The sequence below is a fragment of the Cycloclasticus sp. P1 genome (assembly GCF_000299965.1).
GTDB lineage: Bacteria > Pseudomonadota > Gammaproteobacteria > Methylococcales > Cycloclasticaceae > Cycloclasticus > Cycloclasticus pugetii.
Genome location: NC_018697.1, coordinates 1863055 through 1886309 on the forward strand (window position 1 = coordinate 1863055; position 23255 = coordinate 1886309).

The following is a 23255-nucleotide window of genomic DNA, read 5'->3' on the forward strand; positions in this document are numbered from 1 at the left end:
ATGCAATATAAGCAATACCTTTTAATTTTTCTTAGTCTATTTTTTCTACTTTGCTTGTCTGCCCTATCACTCTCTTTTTACGCCAACCCATACGATATAGACTCTTTTTTGTCTCCAAAAGGCTCCATTAGTTATTTTGGAGGGACAAGAACAGCTAAAGCAGTTCATATTGTTAAAGGTGATTACGATGCTTTTATTTTGGGTTCATCACGCTCAGAAATCGGCATTAACCCTAGACACCGACTTTGGGGCTCACTCAAAGCATATAATGCATCGTTAGCTGGTAGTAACTTTATAGAAACACATAAAGTATTCCAGACCATTATCAAGCACAAGCAACCTAAATTAATCATGCTTGCTCTCGATTACGGCCTTTTTTCCGAAGCACGTTCAACCAGCGCAGATTTCACTCTCTCTAGATTTGACGATTCAAACAACGCTTTCTCATCATTTTTCAAAGAGCATTTCAGCAAAGAGTCTATCGAAAAATCATTTCGAACCTTAAAGTACACCGCAAAAGGATTACCCGCTAAACATAAGCAAGGCCAAAAGTTAGGCGAACTCACTTTTTCAGATACGATTGATAACGGTGAGCAGCACGAACTAATTCTCAATACCCTAGAAAAAAAAGTCATCAATAATAATGAAACTTATTCTTCAAAGGGCTATTCCAGTGATAGGTTAAGATTATTAAAAGAATTAATAAAAACCTGCCTTGATCATGAGATTAACCTTATGATCGTTATTTCACCGGTCCATACTCTACAATTAATGACTTTTAAACAAATGGGCATATGGGAGAACTTTCTTACTTGGAAACAGGAGATCGTCTCTCTAACAAGCGCCCCCAATAATATTCCTCTTTACGATTTTACTGATTTAAGCACGGTTATATCTGAAACCGTTCCAACCGAGAAAACATCAACACCGATGAAATGGTTTTGGGAAACATCTCATTACAAAGAATCGATGGGCGATCTCATCTTAAGTAGAGTCATGGCACCATCATCGCCAATAGAGCCAAGCTTTGGCGTCAAATTAACAAGTGAGAATATTGATTTTGAAATTGCCAAACAACGTATCAAATTAGAGGAGTACGAACAAAAAAATAGCGAGTTATACTCAACGGTTCTTTCATTAATAAAACCGAACAGCTAAAACTCGTTTTTTACATTAAATTTAAAATTTCAATCTTTCGTAGCCAAAAAAATTAAAGTCTTCTTTATAACGCTCATACACTTTTTCTTCTAGCTCCCTAGAATACTTCATACGATAATCATCAATATTTAGACTTTTTGTACTATTTTTATGTACTGGCTCCCCTAGGTTAAATCGCTTATCTAATGACGCCCAATCTTTTTCAAAGCACTCTAATTGCCCTATAAACTTTGGGATAACGTTTCCTTCATAACTTAGAAACCATGCCTGCGAGCGTAAGTGTCTATCTATTCTGTTGTCTGTTAAACCACAAACAATATCAACAAACTCATCAAACTCCATTGCTAACCTAACACCATGATTACTAAAAATATTTTTGCCCCCTATTTCTAGTGGCTGTAATACCTTGTTTTTATATGCCGAATATAATCGATCGTAAGGGTTTCTCACAAAAGCAAAAATATAATTTTCTTTTGATAGCAGACTTAGTACTTTCTGTGATGCATGAAATGCAGTTTTTTCTTCAACCTTTTTGATTGTTTTTTTATCCCACACTATTGGCCTATCAAGAGATTCCTTTTCAACATAGTAATTAGCTAAACACTGTTGAATTGACCGCGTTGCTACTTTAGGGATTTGAATATAACCCACACGTATATCTTTCATAAGCCACACTTCTGGCTTTTCACGCTGGATTTTATTATTACGCTTCCAATGCTCAAACCTCTTTTTTAGTGTTAATTTCATTTTAATAATAAGTGTGTGAATTTAATGAAATAAGGGTTTTCTTTCCACTTATCCGGCCAACTTATCTGAAAGCGCCGAAGGTCTTTAGAAATTTTTTTCTGAAATCTTTTAAAGTTCTGGTTTGACTTAAGACCGTCTAAGTCTATAAAAAAAGCGCCTTCAGCGGAGCACAAAATATTATGTGCTTTTAAATCACCATGGCTGATCTGACTGAGTTTTAACAGTAAAAACAATTCGTAGATTTTTTTTGCCCACTGCTTTTTATTCTCTTCATCATATTGATCATCTTCATAAATATCCCACGCTCTAGGCGCATCAATATATTCTGACAACAGGTATGAGCGCCGTCTTAGTGCCCTCTTACGCTCCTCAATCATCGCATACGATTTTGCAGTTGGGATGCCCAACATTTCTAAGAGCAGACCGTTCTTCCACGATATTGCCGCTCTAGACCAACAAAAACCTCGTAATAAAGCATGAATAGGTTTTTTTATATTGTAACGTTTTAACACATACGGCTGTCCAGCAATCTCCACCTGGGCTACCGTGGCAGTGGCGCCATCTTTCAACAATCGGCCCTTAGCAATAAGCTTGTCTGGATCAGATAGCGCTACGGCCATTTGTTCAGAGTAATCAGCCCGTTTAGCCATCAAAAAACGTGATGTATTTTGCTCACAAATATAGGCTGTACATGAGCGAAAAACCTTTTTATTAATAAATCTTTTTTGTCGCCAACGTCGTTGTTTAAGTAACGCTTGCCGCCAAGATTGTTCGCTCAAGCCGTTCCAGTCAGCCAAACTTTCTAACATTTTTGTTAACAATTGATACGCTTGTTGATCTAACGTTACCGGTAATTGCGCATAAAATAATGCTAAATTTTGCATCGCTGCTTGAGCGCTAAGCTTGTTTTTTACTTTTTTTATATCACCTGCATCAATAAGATACACATCACCTTGGCAACATAAAAAATTATCTAAATGAGGGTCTTTAATCTCAAACCCTGCCTGTTGGCACAACAACACTAACTCAGTAACTGCGAGTAATTTAGTCTCAAGCTCGGCTTGTTCAGGCTGCGACCAAAAAAAGGAAGAAAGCGTTTGCACGTGCTCTATATACTGAATAACGAGCACCCCATAATCAGTATGTTGTTCACTATGCAGTAACTCGGGCACCTTGATAGATGACTTCTTTAAAGCCTGTAACATTAACGCTTCTTTAAACATTAATGCCTTAAAACCAGTACCGTAAAAAAACTTCGCGATCACTCGCTTATTCTGCCATTGCGCACGACACGTTAATCGTCTTGTAGGTAAGTGCCTTAAATTCGCCTCTAACTGAATAGGTCCATGCTGAGTTGTTAATGCCAACATGTCAGCTGAACTGTTCGCCCAATTCTCAAGTTCCTTCACTGTATTTAGCTTTTCTATATTCATACCATTAGCTCAACTAAGTTTTGCCAAACCAAGTCCGCTGGTAAAGTCTGATAACAGGCGGGGGTTACAGTTGTTTGTTGATTGTAACAACAAACCTTTTTCAAACATGGTGAGCAAGCGAAATTTGTTTGTAAACAGGCGTTTTTTTCTCCCATGGTGCCGGTTAAGTCAGCACTCGTTGAGCCGTAAATCGTCACTGATGGTGTCTCACATGCCGCCGTTAAGTGCGCTAAACCACTATCCACACCCACTACCCCGCTGGCATTCATTAGGATTTCAGCGAGCTGTTTTACGGATGAACGTTTTAACACATATGCTTTTTCTGATAAGCGAGAGAGTTCATCAGCACGCGTTTTTTCAAACTCGTTCCCCCAAGGCAAATAAATATTGAAGCCTTTAGCGGTCGCCAGTGAAATTAATGTTTGCCAGTATTCATTAGGCCAATGCTTGCTTTCCCATGTGGTGCCATGAAGAAAAACCAAATACGGTGCTTCCAGACCCGACGAGTCACTTATACTTGCTTTATTCAGGCCATATGAAAAAAAGTTACTTGGAACGTCATAACCTAAGCTTTTTGCAAATAACTGCCGAACACGGTCAATCGCATGCTGCCCTTTTGCGACATCGACCTTATATTGGTAAGCCAGTGCTGCTAGCGGTTCTCGACAACTTGTTTTAGACAGACCGTACCTTTTACCTTTTGCATAACGTGTAAAAAAAGCACTTTTTATTAAACCCTGTGCATCAATCACAGCATCATATTCACCTGCCTGAATATCGCGAATACTCGCCTTAATTTCAGCACGATATTTCCAAAAGTTCTTTCGCCAACGCCGAACAGACACCGGTATCACACGCTGCACATTAGGGTGTAAGGCTGGAATATCTTGAAATGATTCTTCTACAACCCAATCAAATGAGATACCAGGAATAGCGTGTACCGCATCGCTTAACGCTGGTAAGGTATGAACAACATCACCCAAAGACGATGTTTTAATGATAAGCACCTTCATCAAGGCACTGATGCCACGTCCAAGAGCGCTAACACACGCTCTGGTAAAATTTTTGTAAGACAATCTAAGTGCCCAAGTGGACACTCCCGCTTAAAGCAAGGCGAACACTCCAATCCTAACGTAATCACCTGTGCATCTGGGTGCAATGGTGGAGTAAACGTTGGGTCGGACGAACCATACAGTGCAATGGTTTTAATGTTAAGGGCCGCGGCCACATGCATTAAACCAGAATCGTTGCTAACGACCGCATCACATAGTGACATAAGGTCTAACGCTTGAGTCAAACTTGTTTTACCAGCAAAATCACTACAGGCTCCACCACTTAGTTCATTAATAGTTGCCGCTACGGCCTTATCTTTTGCTGAGCCGAATAGATACACTTGCCAGCCATTTTCTATGGCTTTTTTTGCCACCTCAGTATAATGCGTTTCAGGCCAACGTTTTGCCGGGCCATATTCTGCACCTGGGCAAAGCCCAAGTATTTTCCCTGCCTTGGTGGGCAATAAAAACGTTTCAGTTGTTTTAGCAACACTCGCTGGATCAACTAATAAACGTGGCTGTGGAATAACCGGCAAAATAGCACACGGCTCGGTGGCCAAGGCCACAAAACGTTGCACCGTTTTAGTCAAAAAATCTTTATTAAGCTTGCGTGCATTATTCAACAAACCCCAACGCATCTCACCTAAATAACCGGTTCGTTTCGGTATCCTAGCAAAGTAAGGAACTAAGGCCGATTTCCATGAATTTGGCAATACAATCGCTTCGTCATAATTTTCATCACGTAGCGATACACCCAAATTTTTGCGGCCCTTGAAATTAAACTGTCCATGCCCCAATGGCATAACAATCGCTTTACGTACTTCAGGCATCCGCTCCATCAACGCTAATGACCATTGCGGTGCCAGCACATCTATTGAGCAATGTTGATATTGCTCTTTAAGTGCTATAAATAAACTTTGTGCCATCACCATATCGCCGACCCACGAAGGACCTACGATTAGTATGCGATAAGGGTTACTCAAGCCTATTATACGTAAGTTAGCCAGTCACTATGCTGAGCGGAGCGACCTTGGACGGCATCAAAATACATTGTTTGCAAGCGTTCGGTAATTGGGCCACGACCCCCATTGCCAATGGTTCGATCATCCACTTCACGAATAGGCGTCACTTCAGCAGCTGTCCCGGTGAAAAACGCTTCATCGGCGACATAAACTTCATCACGTGTGATTCTTTTTTCAACGACTTCTAAGTTACACTCCTCAGCCAGTTGGAAAATTGTTTCGCGCGTAATCCCTTCTAATGCAGAGGTTAAGTCGGGCGTAATTAACTTACCATTTCGAACAAGAAAGATGTTTTCACCGCTGCCTTCTGCCACATAGCCTTCGTGATCGAGCAACATCGCTTCATCGTAACCGCATGAAATAGCTTCTTGCAGCGCCAAAATAGAGTTCATATAGTTTCCATTTGCTTTAGCTTTGCACATCACACTATTCACATGGTTTCTGATATAAGAAGATGTACGAATGCGAATACCTTTTTCTATACCGTCTTCACCAAGGTATTTACCCCATTCCCATGCCGCAACCATGACGTGAACTTTCAGGCTATCGGCACGTATACCCATTCCTTCAGAACCGTAAAAACACATCGGACGCAAATAAGCAGACTTTAACTTATTTTTAGCCACCGCCTCGCGCTGCACCTGGTTTAGCGTAGCTTTATCAAACGGAATTTGCATATTTAAAATATGAGCCGAGCGGAACAAACGGTCAGTATGATCCTGCAATCTGAAAATAGCGGTGCCTTCATTTGTTTCATAGGCACGTGTGCCTTCAAACACACCCATACCATAATGCAGAGTATGCGTAAGCACGTGGACTTTGGCGTCGCGCCAATCTACCCATTCACCGTCCATCCAGATGACGCCATCTTTGTCATCCATTCCCATAGTTAACTCCTAATTTATTTGTGAAACTAAACGACCATTCGTTTAGTTATTTATCATTATTTCATCCCAAACTAACGCCACCTGCCGAACCTGCTCTTCAACCACATCAACTGGTACCATTGTTGGCTGTTCTGCTAATGAAGCATGATGCGAGGCTTCTCGATAGGCTTTGTATGCCCCATCAAGATTCTGCTGTTGTAACGTCGATAAGAAACCAATCTTGTTCAATTCATGTAACAGACGAATATTGTCTGTATACGTTAATAGACTGTCATGTTCATTAGCATTAGCCAATACACCGAATTGTACAATAAACTCAATATCGACAATACCTCCAACACCATGTTTAAGATCAAAAAAGCCCTGCTTTTTAGTCAGTAACGTTGAACGCATTTTTTCTCGCATTTCAACCACCTCATTTCTCAAGGTTGTTATATCTCGTCGAAGCCCTAACACCTCACTTCGAATCTTGTTAAATCGCTCAGCTACGTCAGAACATCCAGCAACAAATCGCGCACGTACTAGAGCCTGATGTTCCCACGCCCATGCGTTTTTTCGCTGATATTGCTCAAATGATGACTCACTGCTAACTAACAGACCAGAATTTCCATTCGGCCGCAGTCGTAAATCCATTTCATACAATAAACCAGAAAAAGTGCGCGTTACCATGTAAGTAATAATTTTTCGCCCCAAGCGCATATAGAACTCACCCAATGAAATCGCACGATCACCCACTGTCATCTCATCTATTTGAGCCTCTTTATGCAAAAAAACCACATCAAGATCTGACCCAAAGCCCAGCTCAATACCCCCCATTTTTCCAAAGCCAATCACCGCAAAACCACTCACCGACTGCGCGCTTGCATTCGCGGGCGTTCCATATTGTGCGCAGATCGATTTCCAACTCAATGTCACCACTTTTTCAACAATGACCTCTGCTATCTCCGTCAGTTTATCGCTCACCACCATGACCGGCAAAGTACCTGTTAAATCTGAGGCGGCAACATGTAAAACACTGGTCTGCTTAAACAACCTTAATGCTTCCATCTGAGCTTCAATATCGTCCGAGTCTATAGATAATAAGGCATTATCTAAATCAGCTTGAAGCTCATCTTTTGACGGCACCTGATATAAACTATGAGGATCAATCAATTCATCCAATAGAATGGGCGATCTTGTCACCTGCGTTACAATCCAAGGGCTCAATATCGCCAACCGAGTTAACTGATTAAAGACACTTGGGCTTTCAACCAAAAGAACTAAGTACGCAACACGGTTACAAATCTTTTCAAGCATAGCCAGAAAAATGAGTACTGTTTTTTCTTCTGGCTCCACTATGAGCAAACGCTCTAACAACATGGGCAATAACCGAACGATGTATTGCCGACCTTTCTCCTGTAATTGTCTAACCGGATAACTGTGGCAAAAATGGATAATGCCTTTTCGCGTTTCCTCACTCACTGAGCCACCTTTGGCGGCTAAAAAGCTATCCAGCCCCTCCTCAGTTAAGTCTAACCAGTCGGTATTATCAGTTTGTTCGGTAGGCTCATCAAAATCGACCAGCCTGTCAAAATATTGATGTACTCGCTTCATCGTTTGTTGTGTTTTTTCAAGCAGCTCAAGCCAGCTTGAAAAGCCCATTGAAAGTACTAGCTGCAGTTGGTTTTTAGTATCGGTGGGTAAATCATGTGTTTGCCGATCATCTATCTCTTGAATATGATTTTCTAAACGACGTAAGTAGCGATAATCTTCGCTAAGTTCTTGCGCTGCTAATGGTGAAATTTGATTCCTATCAGCCAATAAGCCTAACACTTTCAAAATACCACGCGCTTGCAACGCTTTATCCCGACCACCTCTAATCAGCTGAAACGCCTGGCCAATAAATTCAATTTCCCGAATACCACCCGGCCCTAATTTAACATTATGCTCAACACCCTTTTTTTGTAACTGCGCTTCAATCTGTCGCTTCATCACGCGAATAGAGTCGAACACGCCATAATCTAAATAACGGCGAAAAACAAAAGCCTTTATCATCGTCGTAAGTTCAGCCTTACCTTCTTTACTTCCGGTGATCAGCCGTGCCTTCACCATCGCATAACGCTCCCACTCTCGCGCATGGCTTTGGTAATAAATTTCCATGGCATCGTGGTTTAGCACTAATGCCCCACTTTCACCAAAAGGGCGTAACCGGGTATCTACGCGAAAGACAAAACCATCCACTGTAACCTTGTCTAGCAAGCGAATAACCATTCTGCACATTTTAGTAAAGAACTCTTCATTACTTGTAGGCCGTGTACCATCGGTTTCACCCCTTGATGGGTAACAAAATATAAGGTCTATATCCGAGGAAAAGTTAAGCTCCTTCGCACCCAGTTTCCCCATACCAATCACTATTAACTGCTGCTCTTTGCCTTGCTCATCACGGGGAATACCCGAGCGTGCACAAGCCATCGAATACGCCCATTCCACTGCACATCGGATCAACGCATCAGCCAATGCAGACAAATACTGCAAAATTGAATCGACCTCAGCGCCAGCGAGATCAAGCCAAGCAATCTGTAACATGTATTGATTGCGAAACTGGCGAAGCAGGGGCATCATAGTCGCTTCATCAGTAACTCCATCGACCCTGCCCGTTAACTCTTCAAATAGGCTATCGACACACCAGTTAATTGGGTCTACCCCTTGCAATAGCTTCTCGCTTATCTCAGGAAAGCGTACTGCTTGGCGTTGAATAAACGAACTACTCGCCAGAACTCGGCCAGCTAAATGAGCATCCATTTCTGCAAGCCTACGTTGATCAAATAAATCCGGCAGCTCACTGACCATATGCGTTATATCTGCATGTAATTCGCTAGGCAATTGAGCCAATAATTCACTACTGTCTAATATTGTCATAAAGTTACTTTAATCGTAAATATCTCTGTCATAGTCTAATATCATATCCTTTCTATAAATTTAGTCTAAAATCATTGTACTTCTTTGCGCCCTGGTTTATAACGGAGTAATAAATCAAAACTCAATAAAATCAATCATCTATTGAGAATCTTGTCATTTATAAGGTTACCCACATGATCACTACATTAGCTGTACAGGTTGCTAAAAAAACCACTCAAAACTGTGCCGCTGCGTTATGGCACCTTAAACATAACTAAGCCAATGAAAGACGATATGTTTAACCAAAAGGGTTTCTTAATAAATGAACAAAAGCCTCTTTCTAACCCTTCGTCAACCGTTAAGGCTCAAAAGAAACTGAAAGACCAACAGGCTCGCATTAATCAACCAGAAAAAGAGACTTCAAACATTAAAGAAAAACTAAGCATCGAGAGAGATTTTCTTCAAGCAACGATGGAGTCAGTGCATGAAGGCGTTATCGTTACCGACCTCAACGGTATCATTCACTATAGCAACCCCGCTGCCCATAAGTTATTAAACACTCAACAAAAAGACTGTACCCACCAAGCTATTGATGAGGTTTTAATATTAAAAACCAATGAATCGTTGCCCATTGAGTTGGTTAATATCAATAAAGAAACGTTGGAAGCAAAACAACAAGTTGCTTTTATTGAGCACGAAGATGGCAACAAATCCACGATTGAGTGGTCTCGCACTTTTATAACCAACAAAAATGCCGAACGTTTAGGGCTTGTCTTTACTATTAACGACATCACAACGGCTTATCATTTAACCAACCAATTAAAGCATCAAGCCTCTCATGACACCTTAACCGGCTTATTAAACCGTGGTGAATTTAGCCGCCGCTTAGCAAACTGCCTATCTGCAACTCAAGAAGCCAATATTAGGCATAGCCTGATCTTTATAGACCTCGATCAATTTAAAATAGTTAATGACACCTGTGGACACCAAGGTGGAGATCAATTACTCAGGCAACTCTCCTCCATTCTTTCGCCTTTAGTCCGAGGACGAGATACCTTAGCGAGACTTGGTGGCGACGAGTTTGCCATTTTATTGGAAGCGTGCCCGAAAGAGGCTGCACTTAAAGTGGCTAACGACGTCTTATCCACCATACAAAAGTTTCGTTTCACCTGTGATCATAAAACGTTTAATATCGGCGCCAGTATGGGCATTGCACACTTTTCTTCCGGATTACAATCTGAAAGTGACCCACTAACAGTCGCTGATGCTGCTTGCTATAAAGCAAAAGAAGAAGGTAGAAACTGTATTATAGAAATGGATATCTCAAATGTTCAGCAACAGCCGGGCATACCTCAACACCAAATGCAATGGCTTAACAAGCTAAACACTGCGCTCGACACCGACCAATTCATTCTCTATCAACAAAGAATAGCCCCAACCAACCCTGGTAGTAACCAATCTTTACATTACGAAGTCCTACTCAGAATAAAAGATAATGAAAGACTCATCAGCCCCGGCGCTTTCTTACCACCAGCTGAACGTTACGGGCTGATACACCGAATTGATCATTGGGTCATTAAAAACACATTGGCATGGCTGTCTGAACACCCTGATGTGTTAGCGAAAACAAAATTATGCAGCATTAACCTATCAGGCCTATCGTTGTCAGACGAGGATCTTTCCCATTATGTCACTCGATACCTCAAACAATATGCGATTGATTGTAAAAAAATATGCTTTGAAATAACCGAGTCATCGGCCATTCAAAACTTATCGTTGGCATTTGAGTTCATACACAATATGCACGAGTTGGGCTGCTCTTTCTCATTAGACGACTTTGGTACGGGCATGTCATCCTTCTCTTACCTTAAGCAATTACCCGTTAATCATTTAAAAATAGACGGTAGCTTTATTCGTCATATTGAGTCAGACCCCATTGATTTAGCGATGACCCGCTCCATCAATGAAATTGGTCATGTCATGGGCATGAGTACAATTGCTGAGTTCGTTGAAAATGAAGAAATTTTTCAGCTGCTTAGGCAACTCGGGGTAGATTATGCTCAAGGCTACCACATAGCTAAACCCGCACCCCTAGATGAACTGCTTGATCACCTAACTTAAAGCCTTACTATTTTTAACCGCAGCGCATTGGCAATCACTGATACAGAGCTTAAACTCATCGCTGCGGCGGCAATCATCGGCGACAATAAAATCCCTAAGAAAGGGTACAACACGCCTGCTGCAACCGGCACACCTAAGCTATTGTAAAGAAAAGCAAACACAAGGTTTTGCCTGATATTTTTCATCGTTGCTTTACTCAATTTACGCGCGCGGACGATACCTCTCAGATCACCTTTAACCAGTACAACACCGGTGCTTTCAATAGCAATATCCGAACCGTTGCCCATTGCAATACCTACATTTGCTTGCGCCAGCGCGGGGGCATCGTTAACACCATCCCCAGCCATCGCTACCACATGGCCATCAGCTTGAAGACTTTTAATAACATCCGCTTTTTCTGCCGGTAAAACACCCGCTTTAAATTCATCAATCCCCAACTGATTGGCTACCTGCTCAGCTGACGTCTGCTGGTCACCCGTTAACATCACGACTTTTACACCAGCTTGGTGCAGTTGATCTATCGCCTCATGTGTTGAAGGCTTTATTTCATCCTTTAATAAAAACACTGCACAGGCCTGATCATTTACCGCCATATACAATAAAGTTTCTCCTGCACTGTTATCAGATAACGACAAGCTATTAAAATCACCCGTATCGATCCCGTTATCATCCAGAAAACGTTTATTCCCCAACAATACAGGCTGCTGATTAATCTCACCAGACACTCCTTTTCCAGTAGTAGCATTAAAATCAACCACCTCAAGCAGAGTTAACTCTTGCGCTGCATTCACAACCGCCTCCGCCAGTGGATGTTCACTGACTTTTTCAAGGCTTGCCGCCAATAAGAGCGCCTCGTCAGTCGTCATCTTCCCTAGTGTTTTGATACCCGTTACACTGGGTTTCCCCTCTGTTAATGTGCCGGTTTTATCAACCACCAAGGTATCCACCTTTTCCATCAACTCTAACATTTCAGCATTTTTGATTAACACGCCCATGTTCGCACCACGTCCCATACCCACCATAATCGACATCGGTGTCGCTAAACCTAGGGCACACGGACAGGCAATAATTAACACCGCAACGGCATTAACAACAGCCAAACTTAGCGCATATTCGGATGCCAAGGCATACCAGGCAAAAAAAGTCACCACAGAAATACTAACAACAATCGGGACGAACCACGACGCTACAACATCCGCCACACGCTGAATCGGCGCACGACTACGCTGTGCCTCGCTAACCATATGAATGATTTGTGACAACAACGTCTCATTGCCCACGTGCTGCGCCGTTAAGGTAAAGCTGCCAGTGCCATTAACTGTACCGGCAATAACTGAGTCTCCTGCTGTTTTCTCCACCGGCACAGGCTCACCGGTGACCATCGACTCATCTATTGAGCTACCGCCATCGAGTAAAACACCGTCCACAGGCACTTTATCGCCTGGGCGAACACGCAGCACATCACCGACAACAACATCTTCTAATAAAATTTCCTCTTCATCGCCATGCCCATTCACCCGTCGCGCTGTATTAGGTGATAGCCCCACCAACAAATGAATTGCTTTGTTGGTTTGACCGCGTGCTTTTAATTCCAACACTTGACCCAACAATACCAAGGTAATAATCACTGCAGCCGCTTCAAAATAGACAGCAACAACACCCTGTGCATTGAACATTGAGTCCGGAAAGGCATTAGGGAAGAACACCGCCACGAGGCTATACAGCCAAGCGACGGTTACACCCAAGCCGATCAAGGTGAACATATTAAGGTTCCATGTTTTTATCGACTGCACGGCGCGTTCAAAAAACGGCCAGCCCGCCCATAATACAACCGGGGATGCCAGCAGTAGCTGAATCCATTGCCATGTTTTGGCCGATAAAAATGATAAAAACAAATCCCCTACCACCATTTCTGACATGGCTATAATAAATAACGGCACCGTAAATATAAGACTAAAAGTAAACCGTCGACTCATATCATCTAATTCTGGGTTTTCCTCTTCCAAAACCACCGTTCGCGCTTCTAAAGCCATACCGCAAACCGGGCATGAACCCGGTGACTCTTCCACCACCTCTGGATGCATAGGGCAAATATACTCGGTCTTTTTAGATGGAGGTACAAAGGCTTCCGGCTCCAATGCCATACCACATTTTGGGCAAATATCTGGGCTATCACTTTCAACACCCGGACACATTGGACAGATATATTTAGCCCCTAGAGCAGCAGTAGGTTCAGGTCGTGCTTGACCCGACAGGTACATGTCTTGATCTTTGTTAAATTTTATCAGGCAGCCTTCACAACAAAACCCATACCATTGGCCCTTATATTCCGTCTGGTACTGAGTATCTTTAGAAACATCCATGCCACATACAGGGTCTTTATGGCTCATTCCCTTCTCCTGTTGAGCTTCATGACAACAATCATGCATGTTAGCAACTCCTCATAAAAAAACTGATCAAGATTATTTATAAACTATATTCACACATCTAAGGCTTTAGCGTTCTTCCAGACCACAAGCCCTGTTGCGATAATAATGACATGAATAACCAGCGTAATCAGTGCCACAACAACATCCTCATGGTTCATCGCACTGTAGATATCCCAAATGCCAAAGATCGTTTCTGTGATAAACACCACAGGAATCAACGCAGGATAGTAGCGCATTGGGTTTCGTGCGCCAGCAATCAACACCACGCCTATTGCTGCTAAACCAAGCCCTACAATCAACCAAGCATCTAGCAACAATTGAAATATAACCTCATCTTGATATAGCTCAACACCTGGATACATCAAAGGTACTTGCGGCCCCCAAAGGCTTGGCCACAATAACACCAAGTTTAATATATAAAAAATACCAATACCGACCATCCAAACTTTTAAGCCTTTCATCAGATTGCTCTCCTAGATTTTGATTAATTTTTTAAAGCACGAATACACTAGCATTTACTTAACAATAATCAAAGAACGGCGTTACAATAAAACTAAGCATATTGATGCTTTTAGTAGACAATGACCCACATTTATTTTGGGATTTTTAACTAACGATAATTATAAGGAATAACACGTATGAAACTTTATTACTCCCCAGGATCATGTTCTTTATCTCCACATATTGCTATTCATGAAGCAGGTTTAACAGCTAAAACAGAGCTAGTAAAAGTAGACTTGCAATCACACACTCTCGAGAATGGTGATAACTATCTTGACATTAACCCTTGCGGTTATGTGCCTGCGTTACAGCTTGATAGCGGTGAATTTTTATTCGAAGGTCCTGCTATTGTGCAATACATCGCAAGCTTAGCACCTGAAAAAAACCTAGCACCTGCTGCTGACACGTTTGAACGTGCAAAGTTACAGCAATGGTTAAACTTTTTATCAACAGAATTACATAAAGGACTTGCGCCTTTATTTAACCCTGCTCTTTCTGATGATACAAAAGGTGTTTTTATTGAAGGTTATAGCAAGCGCCTAACTCAATTAGTTGAGTCAATGGGTGATAGTGAGTACCTAGTAGGTGATCAGTTCTCAGTAGCAGATATCTACTTATTCGTTATCTTAAGCTGGCACCCATACTTTGAATTTGATGCCTCACCTTGGCCATCACTTAAAGCATTCCAAGAGCGTATTGGCTCTCGCCCTGCTGTACAAGAAGCACTTAAGCATGAAGGTTTAGCTTAAGTCTTAAGCAAGTAATCGAGGTGCCCATAAGGCACCTCGGTTATTTCATTACAATTTAACGCAAACATTCCGTGTTTCAGTATAAAACTCTAAGGAATGAACACCACCCTCTCGTCCAATACCTGATTGCTTAGAGCCACCAAAAGCGGTTCTTAAATCACGTAAGAACCAGCTATTAATCCAGGTAATACCCACATTAATTTTGGCAGCCACGCGGTGAGCGCGTGACAAATCCCGTGTCCATACGGTTGTTGATAAACCATATTCTGTATCATTGGCCCAGTTAATCACTTGTTGCTCATCGTCAAATGGCGCAATGTGGCAGCAAGGACCAAAAATTTCTTCCTTCATGACCGTTGCATCTTCTGCAAGCCCCGTCCAAATGGTTGGCTCCACCCAAGCACCCTCTTTTAATTCTTCTGGCATGCTGGGAACGCCACCTCCCGTGACAACTGTTGCGCCTTCCTCAACTGCTTTTGCATAATAAGACAGTACCTTTGCTTGATGCTCATGGCTAATCATTGGGCCAAAATTACAGTTTTCATCATCCGGCCTACCGTGGCGCACTTTTTCGACTTTTTGCTTCAGTGCTTCCACAAATTTATCAAAAATGGGCCGCTCAACATAAACACGCTCCGTGCCTAAGCAGACCTGCCCAGAATTCAAGAATGAGGACTTGTATATCCCATCAACCGCTTTATCAAAATCACTATCTGCAAAGACAATACCCGCATTTTTACCACCCAGCTCAAAGGAAACATCTCGCATCCCCTCCGATGCGGCTTTCATAATAGCCGCTCCTGTAGTCGTTTCACCGGTAAAGGTAATAGCGTCTACCTTTGGATGATGTGTTAAATACTCACCGGCAGAGTCAGGCCCAAAACCGTGAACAACATTAAACACGCCTTTTGGTACGCCTACTTTATTCATGACTTCACCCAATAAAGCAGTGGTTAATGGCGTCTCTTCAGAAGGCTTAACCACCACCGTATTTCCACAAGCCAGCGCCGGCCCTACTTTCCACGTCATTAACAAAAAGGGTGCATTCCAAGGCGACACCACACCAACAACCCCTTTTGGTACACGAATAGCATAGTTCAGCGCACCTAAACCATCGGGTGTTGTCGTTTGAAATGACTCATTCGGAACATTCTTAATGACATCAGCAAAAATTTTAAAGTTTGCCGCGCCTCTAGGAATAAACGCATGCGTCATAATACTTTTAGGTTGGCCCGTATCTGCCATTTCCGCTTCTACAAAATCATCAAAACGTCGGGTAATCTCATCGGCAACACCATATAAAATCTCAACGCGTTGCTCCATGGTAAAAGCTCCCCATTCACCATTTAAAGCTGCACGCGCTGCTTGGACTGCACGATCAACATCAACCTTACCCCCTTCAGATACCTGAGCGATAAGGCGCCGGTCAACAGGGGAGCGTTTTTCAAATGATTTACCGTCAACAGCGGATACAAACTCGCCATTTATGAAATGATTAATATGTTGCATATGCCTTCCTTAAATAGTTAACTGAATGATAAAATAATTTATTCTACCGTGGCTAAATACACCACGCATTGATCATCATCAATCATAGTCTTTAAACGACTTAAAATTAATGTCATCAAAACACAAGCTTATCTAAAATAAGCCAATATCTGAGTTTTAATACCTTACTTTAAAGCTTTAAACCCTGCATTATCAAACAACCTGTCGCTCAAATCTAACTAAAGATAGATTTTTTTAAATTTTTTAAACTACAATGACTTTAATCAATATTTTATTCTAAAGAACTTAAAAATCACTTTTGGAGAACAGTAATTCATGAATAATGAGGAAAAAAGCACGTCTAATTGGTCTATCAATGAGATCAAAAAGTTAGTCAGCGACAAAAACGGAATTATAGATGCACGCATCTATAATGATGAGGCACTCTATGAACTTGAGCTTGAACGTGTATTCGCTCGTTCATGGATCCTACTTGGACACGAGAGTCATGTTCCTAATACCGGCGACTTCCTAAACACTTATATTGGTGAAGACCCTGTCATTCTAGTGCGACAAAAGGATGCTAGCCTTCGTGTTTTCTTAAACCAGTGCCATCATCGAGGCATGAAATTATCCCGTGATGACGCAGGCAACGCCAAAGCATTTGTTTGCACATACCACGGCTGGGCTCACGACATTTCTGGCCAGTTAATTGATATCCCCTTCGAGAAAGAAGGCCATTGTGAGCCCCTAGACAAATCAGAGTGGAGCCCCTTGCAAGCACGTGTTGAAACCTATCGCGGACTCATTTTTGCAAACTGGGATGAACAAGCACCTTCGTTAGACGAATACCTATCTGACTCAAAACCTTATATCGATGTGATGTTTAACCGGACCGAGGCAGGCACAGAAGCCATCGGCGGCATTCAAAAGTGGGTTATCCCCACCAACTGGAAATTTGCTGCCGAACAATTTTGTAGCGATATGTATCATGCTGCCACTATGTCTCACTTATCTGGTTTTACCGCTGGTTTACCTGAAGAGCTTAACTTGAACGATATTGATATCCCAACTCAAGGCAACCAGTTCCGCGCTAAATGGGGCGGTCATGGCACCGGGTACTATGTAGATCAACCCGGTCTTTTGCAGTGCATTATGGGCCCGGCCATTACTGAATATATTACCACCAGCCCGCAGGCCGAGATAGCTTCAAAACGCCTAGGCCCTATGTTTGGTCAACGTATGATGGGGCAACACATGACCATCTTCCCTACTTGCTCCTTTTTGCCGGGCGTTAACACCATCCGTACTTGGCACCCTCGTGGCCCTAACGAAATCGAAGTATGGGCATTTATTGTGGTTGATGCTGATGCACCTGATCATATTAAAGAAGAGTTCAGAAAACAGAATATTCGCACCTTTTCTGCCGGTGGTGTTTTTGAACAAGACGATGGTGAAAACTGGATTGAGGTTCAAAAGCTTTTCAGAGGCAATAAGGCTCGAAAAACTAAGCTTAATATGCAAATGGGGTTAGGTGACTCAACTACCGATCACCCTGACTTCCCTGGCCGCATTAGTGGTGTTTACAGTGAAGATGCCGCTCGTGGCATGTATCAGCACTGGTTAAGAATGATGACTGAGCTCAGCTGGGACACCTTAAAACCTTAACTTTAAGAGCTGATCTTAACCTAAAAATTACTTTTGGAATCGACTATGGCCTCACCTATTAACATTAAAGAAATTATTTCAAGCCCTGCGGCTGACCTTGCACTACAAAACGAAATTGAGCAGTTTTATTACCGCGAAGCGCTACTATTAGACAACATCAAATACGAAGATTGGTTTGCCTTATTAGATGACGACATTCACTATTATATGCCCATTAGAAGAAACGCTATGCAACGACGTGGACGCGTTCGAGCTAGTGATTTAGTTGAATATACTAACCAGCATGAATTCGCTCATTTCGATGAAGACAAAACCACAATGAACGGACGTTTAAGAAAGCTTCTCAGTGACTTTAGTTGGTCTGAAAACCCAGCTTCGCGAACACGTCACACCGTTTCAAACGTGATTATTACCGAAGGTGAACAGAAAGACACCTTCAATGTTTGCTCATCATTTATTGTTTATCGAAACCGCTTAGAAACGCAGGTGGATATTTTTGCAGGCGAACGTCACGACGTGCTGCGCCGCTCAGATAATACATTAGGCTTTAAAATAGCCAAACGTACCATTTTAGTAGACCAAAGCACCATCCTATCAAACAATATTAGTATCTTTTTCTAGTTAGATAGAAACCAGACTACCATGAGGTTGTTGCCAATATTCGCAGCGACCTCATGGCATAATAAACTCTGCTCTAAAATACCCTTGATCCAAAGAGTAGCCGAACCGACAGCCAGATTCTTTCGGCCTTAGCGCATCACCACTAAACCCTCATATACCTGCCACAGCAACCGCTAACGAGCCAAACATTAGCAAACCGCCTGCTAGTCGACTAATTAATTGTTTACGCGTCAGTTTTTCCATTTGGCTCAAACCAAACCGGGCTAATACATAAACCACACCTACGGCAATAAAGCCTCTTGACGCTTGCACAATATTTATCATGGTTGCCTCTTGCGATAACTTAAACGCATACATCAAAATAATAAGCCCCATGAAGTGCGCTAACGCATATATAAGCAATGATTTACCAAACGGTTTTGAAACCTTCCAGTCATTTTTAAACAAAATTGGTGAAAGTGGCATTAATAATACGGCTGGAACAACAAAAACAAACACCGCCAATTCCAACCCCCCCATGCCATTTTTCAATACATGGACGACAATTATATCGGCCAAGGCAAAGAAGAAACACGTTAACAATACAAAGAACAATGCCAACGGCGAGCCATGTAATTTACCGTCATTTAAAAAAAACAAACTAACGAAAGCACCTAGCCCTGCAAGATAGACACTCGGCGGATAGGTTTGTTCAAAAAACAGTACCGACAAGCCAGCCACTGCAAAAATTTTACAGCCCAACATCGGCACTACAAATGACGCATCACCATGCCGCATTGCATTGAGATAACTTGTTTGTCCCAATAGCACGAGCACACACATCGATAAGACTAGCCAAAACTGCTCCCATAATTGTGCTAAATCAACAAACGGCAATAATAGTACCGCTAGAAACCCCACTGCATACTGACTGTAAAAAGCTAACTTTTGGCGATTCAAAGAATGCGCTAAGAACTGTTTAGTATACGTAAAGCTAAACGCATGAAAAACAGATGCCAGCAATGTTAGCCAGACATAGGAGGGGATAATTGATATCAAAATGATGTCCTAGGTAGGAATAAACCAGAATATTATTACAAGCTAATATAATACCAATATTCAGGCTCTGTATCAGCTTTATTAATGACAGTTTACCTTAACATCCGCATCAATATGACTGACTGTGATTCACTACTCATTCGCTAACACTTTTAATACTTAAACAGCATATACAAATTTATTTAATACGAACCAACCATAGCCACATTAGCCCATAACAACAAGGCGCTGGGTTAAATGAAAGAGCGACCTCCTTTAATATCACCTATCTCATTTAAATTTTTCATGGCGCATTAAAAAAGCTTATGAGCACATCACCCATAAGCTTTTTATAAAACAAGAAAAAGGCTAATCCTTATTAAAGCGATCTAGCAAAGAGCCAGCAGCTGCCTTTAACAATAAGGTATCTGCTCCAATCAAGAAAAAACTAGCTCCCATTTGTTGGTAGCGCTCTGCTTGTTCAGGATCACCACAATAAACACCCACCGGCTTTCCAAGTTCATGAACACGCTTAATTGATCGCTCAACGACCTTACAAACTTCAGGGTGTCCAGGTTGACCTATATAGCCCATTGCAGCCGCTAAGTCTGCAGGGCCTATAAACACCGCATCTACACCATCAACTTGAGTAATCGCATCAAGATCCGCAATGCCTTCTTTACTTTCTAGCTGTAAGACTAAACAAATATTATCGTCTGCTTGTTGAAGGTAATCTTTGATGCTCCCCCAGCGAGTTGCTCGGGTCAAAGCCCCTCCCATACCTCGCACACCCTTCGGTGCATAACGTACCGCGTCGACTAATTGCTTCGCTTGCTCAGCCGTGTCAACCATAGGAATAAGCAATGTTTGCGCACCAATATCAAGCACCCTTTTAATATCGCCAACATTATGATCTTGCAAGCGAACAACTGAGTTAACGTCATACGCACTCATCGCTTGCAGTTGATGCATAATATTTTTGATATCATTCGGGCCGTGTTCGGCGTCGATCAACAACCAGTCAAAACCGGTCGTCGCCATCAGCTCTGCTGCCGTAGAATCGGCCAGTGCCATAAAGGCGCCCAGTTGTTTTTTATTCGCCTGTATCGACTGCTTAAATATATTCTTTGTCATCGGTAATGACATATTTCTCTACCTCTTAAATATTTAATTAGACGAAACGGAATCCAATGCTACCCAAAGTGCCAAAATCAGCATGAAAAGTATCTCCACGTTCGACTGACAAAAGGCGCGTAAATGAGCCACCTAATATCACTTGCCCCGGTTCCAGCGATATACCATGCGGAGCAAAACGCTTTGCCAGCCATACAATCCCATTACCTGGGTGATTAAGCACGCCCGCAGAAACGCCCGTTTCTTCGATTAAACCATTACGCGAAATGACACCACCTATCCATCTTAAATCAACATCCATTGGCTTTACTGGTCGGCCACCAGTAATTAAACCAGCACAAGCAGCATTGTCCGCAATAGTATCAAACACTTTGCGTCGTTTGCCGGTTTCTGGGTCTACACGTATTACCCGTGAATCAACTATTTCTACAGCTGGACAAACATAGTCAGTAGCTTTCAGCACATCCGTTAGCGTAATATCTTCACCAACAAGGCGTTTCCCTAAAACAAATGCTATCTCTACTTCAACCAACGGCGCAATAAAACGGTCAAATGGAATTTCAGAGTTATCTGAAAATACCATATCATCCATTAACGTACCGTAATCAGGCTCGGTTATTTGCGATGCCATTTGCATAGCACGGGATGTTAAACCAATTTTTCGCCCTACAATTTTTCGCCCTTGAGCCAACCTAATTTTTGTCCATTCAGCTTGGATGGCATAACCATCTTCAATGGTCATTTCAGGATACAGCTGAGAGAACTGCGGGATAGTCTCACCACTGGCTAGCGCTTTATCAAGCGCTAGCGCAGAGGCTTCTAATATTTTTTGGTCTAACACCTGATTTCTTTACCCAAGAAGTGAGACATAATAATTGGATACATACCGTCCCAACGTTGCGTTTGAGCCCAGTGACCACAACGATCCAATACATGTAGCTCAGCACGTTTCAAATGCTGTAAGAAGTACATGCTAGTTTCTAGTGGTACCACTTTATCTTGACGACCGTGAATAATCGCCCATTCATGGTCCATAGAAGCAAGGATAGGTGGTGGAATAACGAGCACTGTATTCATCTCTTCATTCATCGCTTTAAACATTACTTCTTGAATAGGACGCATTTTAGGGTCCATTGCTTTATCAAAACGATCTTGCATCACTGCTTCTAAATCTTCAAAGATACTTGGATCATAAACAAAGCTTTGAATTAACTCACGGTAACGCGCTTTTCTTGGATCATCATAAAAAGTCATCATACGTGTAAGCGTGGATGATTTTTCGAATGGCGCACCGATAGCGCCCATCAACATACACTTATCAAAACGATCTGGCATTTCAACAACACACTGCATAGCAAGCGCACCACCCATTGAATTACCAATAATATGTGTTTTTTCAATGCCTAACTCATCAAGCAAGCCTTTAATTTGCTCCACGCGATAGCCCATCCATCTAGCAATTTTTGTCGGCACTTCTTTCGGTAATTCTGATTGGCCAAAACCAATCGCATCCGGTGCAATCACATAAAAATCTTTTGCTAAAATAGGAGCACATTGCGCCCAATTTGACATCGCACTGGCTCCTGGGCCTGCACCATGTAATAACAATAGCGGTGGATTTTTAGGGTTTCCCGCAATAATGCAGTTACTTGCAAGCTCCCCAGAAGGGATCATTTTCTCAACCATTTCAAAACTCATATTTCTCTTCCTCTATATTAATTTATAAAAAACTTCTACAACTCTAAAAACGATGGCCCTTAAAAGGCCCTTTAGTTTATTCACCACTATAAAATAACAGTATTCATTTAACGTCTGCTATAACACTGGTCCACCACGTTTAAGCCAATCTTGCATATCCCAATACTCACGCCACGAACTTATTTTGCCATTATTATCAAACTCAAATATACCTAATACTGGCAGTTCTTCCATCATCGTGCCATCTTTAAAAGCAAAGGTATCGACTCGTTCGGTTACAACACGCTTACCATCTGCCACCAAGGTTAATATTTTAAATTCAGTGCTTGCTGTCATCTTTAAAAAACCTTCTACAGAGCCTGCTATTTGCTCGCGGCCCTTTAATGGCCCTAGCGGTAAGTTATGGTAAACAGCATCATCACTCATTAACGATAAGATTGTATCCTGATCCATTTCATCCCAAGCCTCACAGAATCGCTTAACCGTTTCCTCATTATTGGTTACCAGCATGCCCCTCCTTCTTATTTATGAGAACCGCGCTTTTCATACCACTTAGGGCTAGCATTCAACATGCATGACACAAAACGCAGATGTTGGCGACTCAAAAGAAAACTAACACTTGTTATTTTTACAGATCGGCATAATGCTAACCA

The 23255-nt window shown here is 42.1% G+C and carries 19 protein-coding genes; 5 read left to right on the forward strand and 14 right to left on the reverse strand.

Going from position 1 to position 23255, the window contains the following annotated elements; all coding sequences use genetic code 11:
- Window positions 1-1158, forward strand: coding sequence for a hypothetical protein (locus Q91_RS09000; RefSeq protein ID WP_015006576.1), 1158 nt, complete (start codon window positions 1-3; stop codon window positions 1156-1158).
- A gap of 21 nt (window positions 1159-1179) precedes the next feature.
- On the opposite strand, the gene Q91_RS09005 is transcribed toward Q91_RS09000, so the two are convergent.
- The 6 genes from Q91_RS09005 to glnE all read right to left on the reverse strand — a co-directional run bounded on the left by Q91_RS09005 (window position 1180) and on the right by glnE (window position 9197).
- Window positions 1180-1824, reverse strand: a complete 645-nt coding sequence (locus tag Q91_RS09005; protein ID WP_238538325.1) for a sulfotransferase family protein — start codon at window positions 1822-1824, stop codon at window positions 1180-1182.
- Window positions 1825-1901: 77 nt separating this feature from the next.
- Complete coding sequence (locus Q91_RS09010; protein ID WP_015006578.1) at window positions 1902-3338, reverse strand: lipopolysaccharide kinase InaA family protein; 1437 nt, start codon at window positions 3336-3338, stop codon at window positions 1902-1904.
- The gene (gene waaC, locus Q91_RS09015) at window positions 3335-4414 is read right to left on the reverse strand and encodes a lipopolysaccharide heptosyltransferase I (protein WP_238538326.1); all 1080 of its coding nucleotides are present in this window, start codon (window positions 4412-4414) and stop codon (window positions 3335-3337) included. Before waaC ends, Q91_RS09010 begins: the two co-directional genes overlap by 4 nt.
- On the reverse strand, window positions 4351-5322 hold the full coding sequence (gene waaF / locus Q91_RS09020) for a lipopolysaccharide heptosyltransferase II (RefSeq protein WP_015006580.1): 972 nt from the start codon (window positions 5320-5322) through the stop codon (window positions 4351-4353). Before waaF ends, waaC begins: the two co-directional genes overlap by 64 nt.
- 56 nt (window positions 5323-5378) lie before the next feature.
- Window positions 5379-6299, reverse strand: coding sequence for a branched-chain amino acid transaminase (locus Q91_RS09025; protein WP_015006581.1), 921 nt, complete (start codon window positions 6297-6299; stop codon window positions 5379-5381).
- A 42-nt stretch (window positions 6300-6341) separates the two neighbouring features.
- Window positions 6342-9197: a bifunctional [glutamate--ammonia ligase]-adenylyl-L-tyrosine phosphorylase/[glutamate--ammonia-ligase] adenylyltransferase gene (glnE, locus tag Q91_RS09030; RefSeq protein ID WP_015006582.1), complete on the reverse strand. Its 2856-nt coding sequence runs from the start codon at window positions 9195-9197 to the stop codon at window positions 6342-6344.
- 273 nt (window positions 9198-9470) lie between these two features.
- Here glnE and Q91_RS09035 point away from each other — a divergent pair, with 273 nt between their 5' ends.
- Window positions 9471-11297: an EAL domain-containing protein gene (locus Q91_RS09035; RefSeq protein ID WP_238538327.1), complete on the forward strand. Its 1827-nt coding sequence runs from the start codon at window positions 9471-9473 to the stop codon at window positions 11295-11297.
- Here Q91_RS09035 and Q91_RS09040 read toward each other — a convergent pair.
- Both Q91_RS09040 and Q91_RS09045 read right to left on the reverse strand, forming a co-directional pair.
- On the reverse strand, window positions 11294-13687 hold the full coding sequence (locus tag Q91_RS09040; RefSeq protein ID WP_148271140.1) for a heavy metal translocating P-type ATPase: 2394 nt from the start codon (window positions 13685-13687) through the stop codon (window positions 11294-11296). The two genes, Q91_RS09035 and Q91_RS09040, sit on opposite strands and share 4 nt — an antisense overlap.
- Window positions 13688-13776: 89 nt before the next feature.
- On the reverse strand, window positions 13777-14187 hold the full coding sequence (locus tag Q91_RS09045) for a BphX family protein (RefSeq protein ID WP_015006585.1): 411 nt from the start codon (window positions 14185-14187) through the stop codon (window positions 13777-13779).
- A 177-nt stretch (window positions 14188-14364) separates the two neighbouring features.
- On the opposite strand from Q91_RS09045, the gene gstA reads away from it, so the two are divergent.
- Window positions 14365-14976 carry a glutathione transferase GstA gene (gene gstA, locus Q91_RS09050; protein WP_015006586.1) on the forward strand — a complete coding sequence of 204 codons (612 nt, stop codon included), beginning with the start codon at window positions 14365-14367 and terminating at the stop codon, window positions 14974-14976.
- Between the two features lie 48 nt (window positions 14977-15024).
- Here the strand turns inward: gstA and Q91_RS09055 are convergent, their stop codons facing one another.
- Window positions 15025-16485 (reverse strand): 2-hydroxymuconic semialdehyde dehydrogenase, encoded by a 1461-nt coding sequence (locus tag Q91_RS09055; protein WP_015006587.1) that lies wholly within the window; start codon window positions 16483-16485, stop codon window positions 15025-15027.
- Between the two features lie 315 nt (window positions 16486-16800).
- Between Q91_RS09055 and Q91_RS09060 the strand changes: the two genes are divergently transcribed.
- A complete protein-coding gene (locus Q91_RS09060; protein ID WP_015006588.1) occupies window positions 16801-18132 on the forward strand; it encodes an SRPBCC family protein in 1332 nt (443 codons plus the stop codon).
- A gap of 45 nt (window positions 18133-18177) precedes the next feature.
- Window positions 18178-18753, forward strand: a complete 576-nt coding sequence (locus tag Q91_RS09065) for an aromatic-ring-hydroxylating dioxygenase subunit beta (protein WP_015006589.1) — start codon at window positions 18178-18180, stop codon at window positions 18751-18753.
- Between the two features lie 150 nt (window positions 18754-18903).
- Here the strand turns inward: Q91_RS09065 and Q91_RS09070 are convergent, their stop codons facing one another.
- The 5 genes from Q91_RS09070 to Q91_RS09090 form a co-directional block, all read right to left on the reverse strand.
- Window positions 18904-19791 (reverse strand): EamA family transporter, encoded by an 888-nt coding sequence (locus Q91_RS09070; protein WP_015006590.1) that lies wholly within the window; start codon window positions 19789-19791, stop codon window positions 18904-18906.
- A gap of 348 nt (window positions 19792-20139) precedes the next feature.
- Window positions 20140-20916, reverse strand: coding sequence for an HpcH/HpaI aldolase/citrate lyase family protein (locus Q91_RS09075; protein ID WP_015006591.1), 777 nt, complete (start codon window positions 20914-20916; stop codon window positions 20140-20142).
- Window positions 20917-20941: 25 nt separating this feature from the next.
- Window positions 20942-21745, reverse strand: coding sequence for a 2-oxo-hept-4-ene-1,7-dioate hydratase (hpaH, locus tag Q91_RS09080; protein ID WP_015006592.1), 804 nt, complete (start codon window positions 21743-21745; stop codon window positions 20942-20944).
- On the reverse strand, window positions 21739-22602 hold the full coding sequence (locus tag Q91_RS09085; protein WP_015006593.1) for an alpha/beta fold hydrolase: 864 nt from the start codon (window positions 22600-22602) through the stop codon (window positions 21739-21741). The genes hpaH and Q91_RS09085 overlap by 7 nt, the downstream gene beginning before the upstream one ends.
- A 117-nt stretch (window positions 22603-22719) precedes the next feature.
- Window positions 22720-23112, reverse strand: a complete 393-nt coding sequence (locus tag Q91_RS09090) for a limonene-1,2-epoxide hydrolase family protein (RefSeq protein WP_015006594.1) — start codon at window positions 23110-23112, stop codon at window positions 22720-22722.
- Window positions 23113-23255 lie beyond the last annotated feature (143 nt).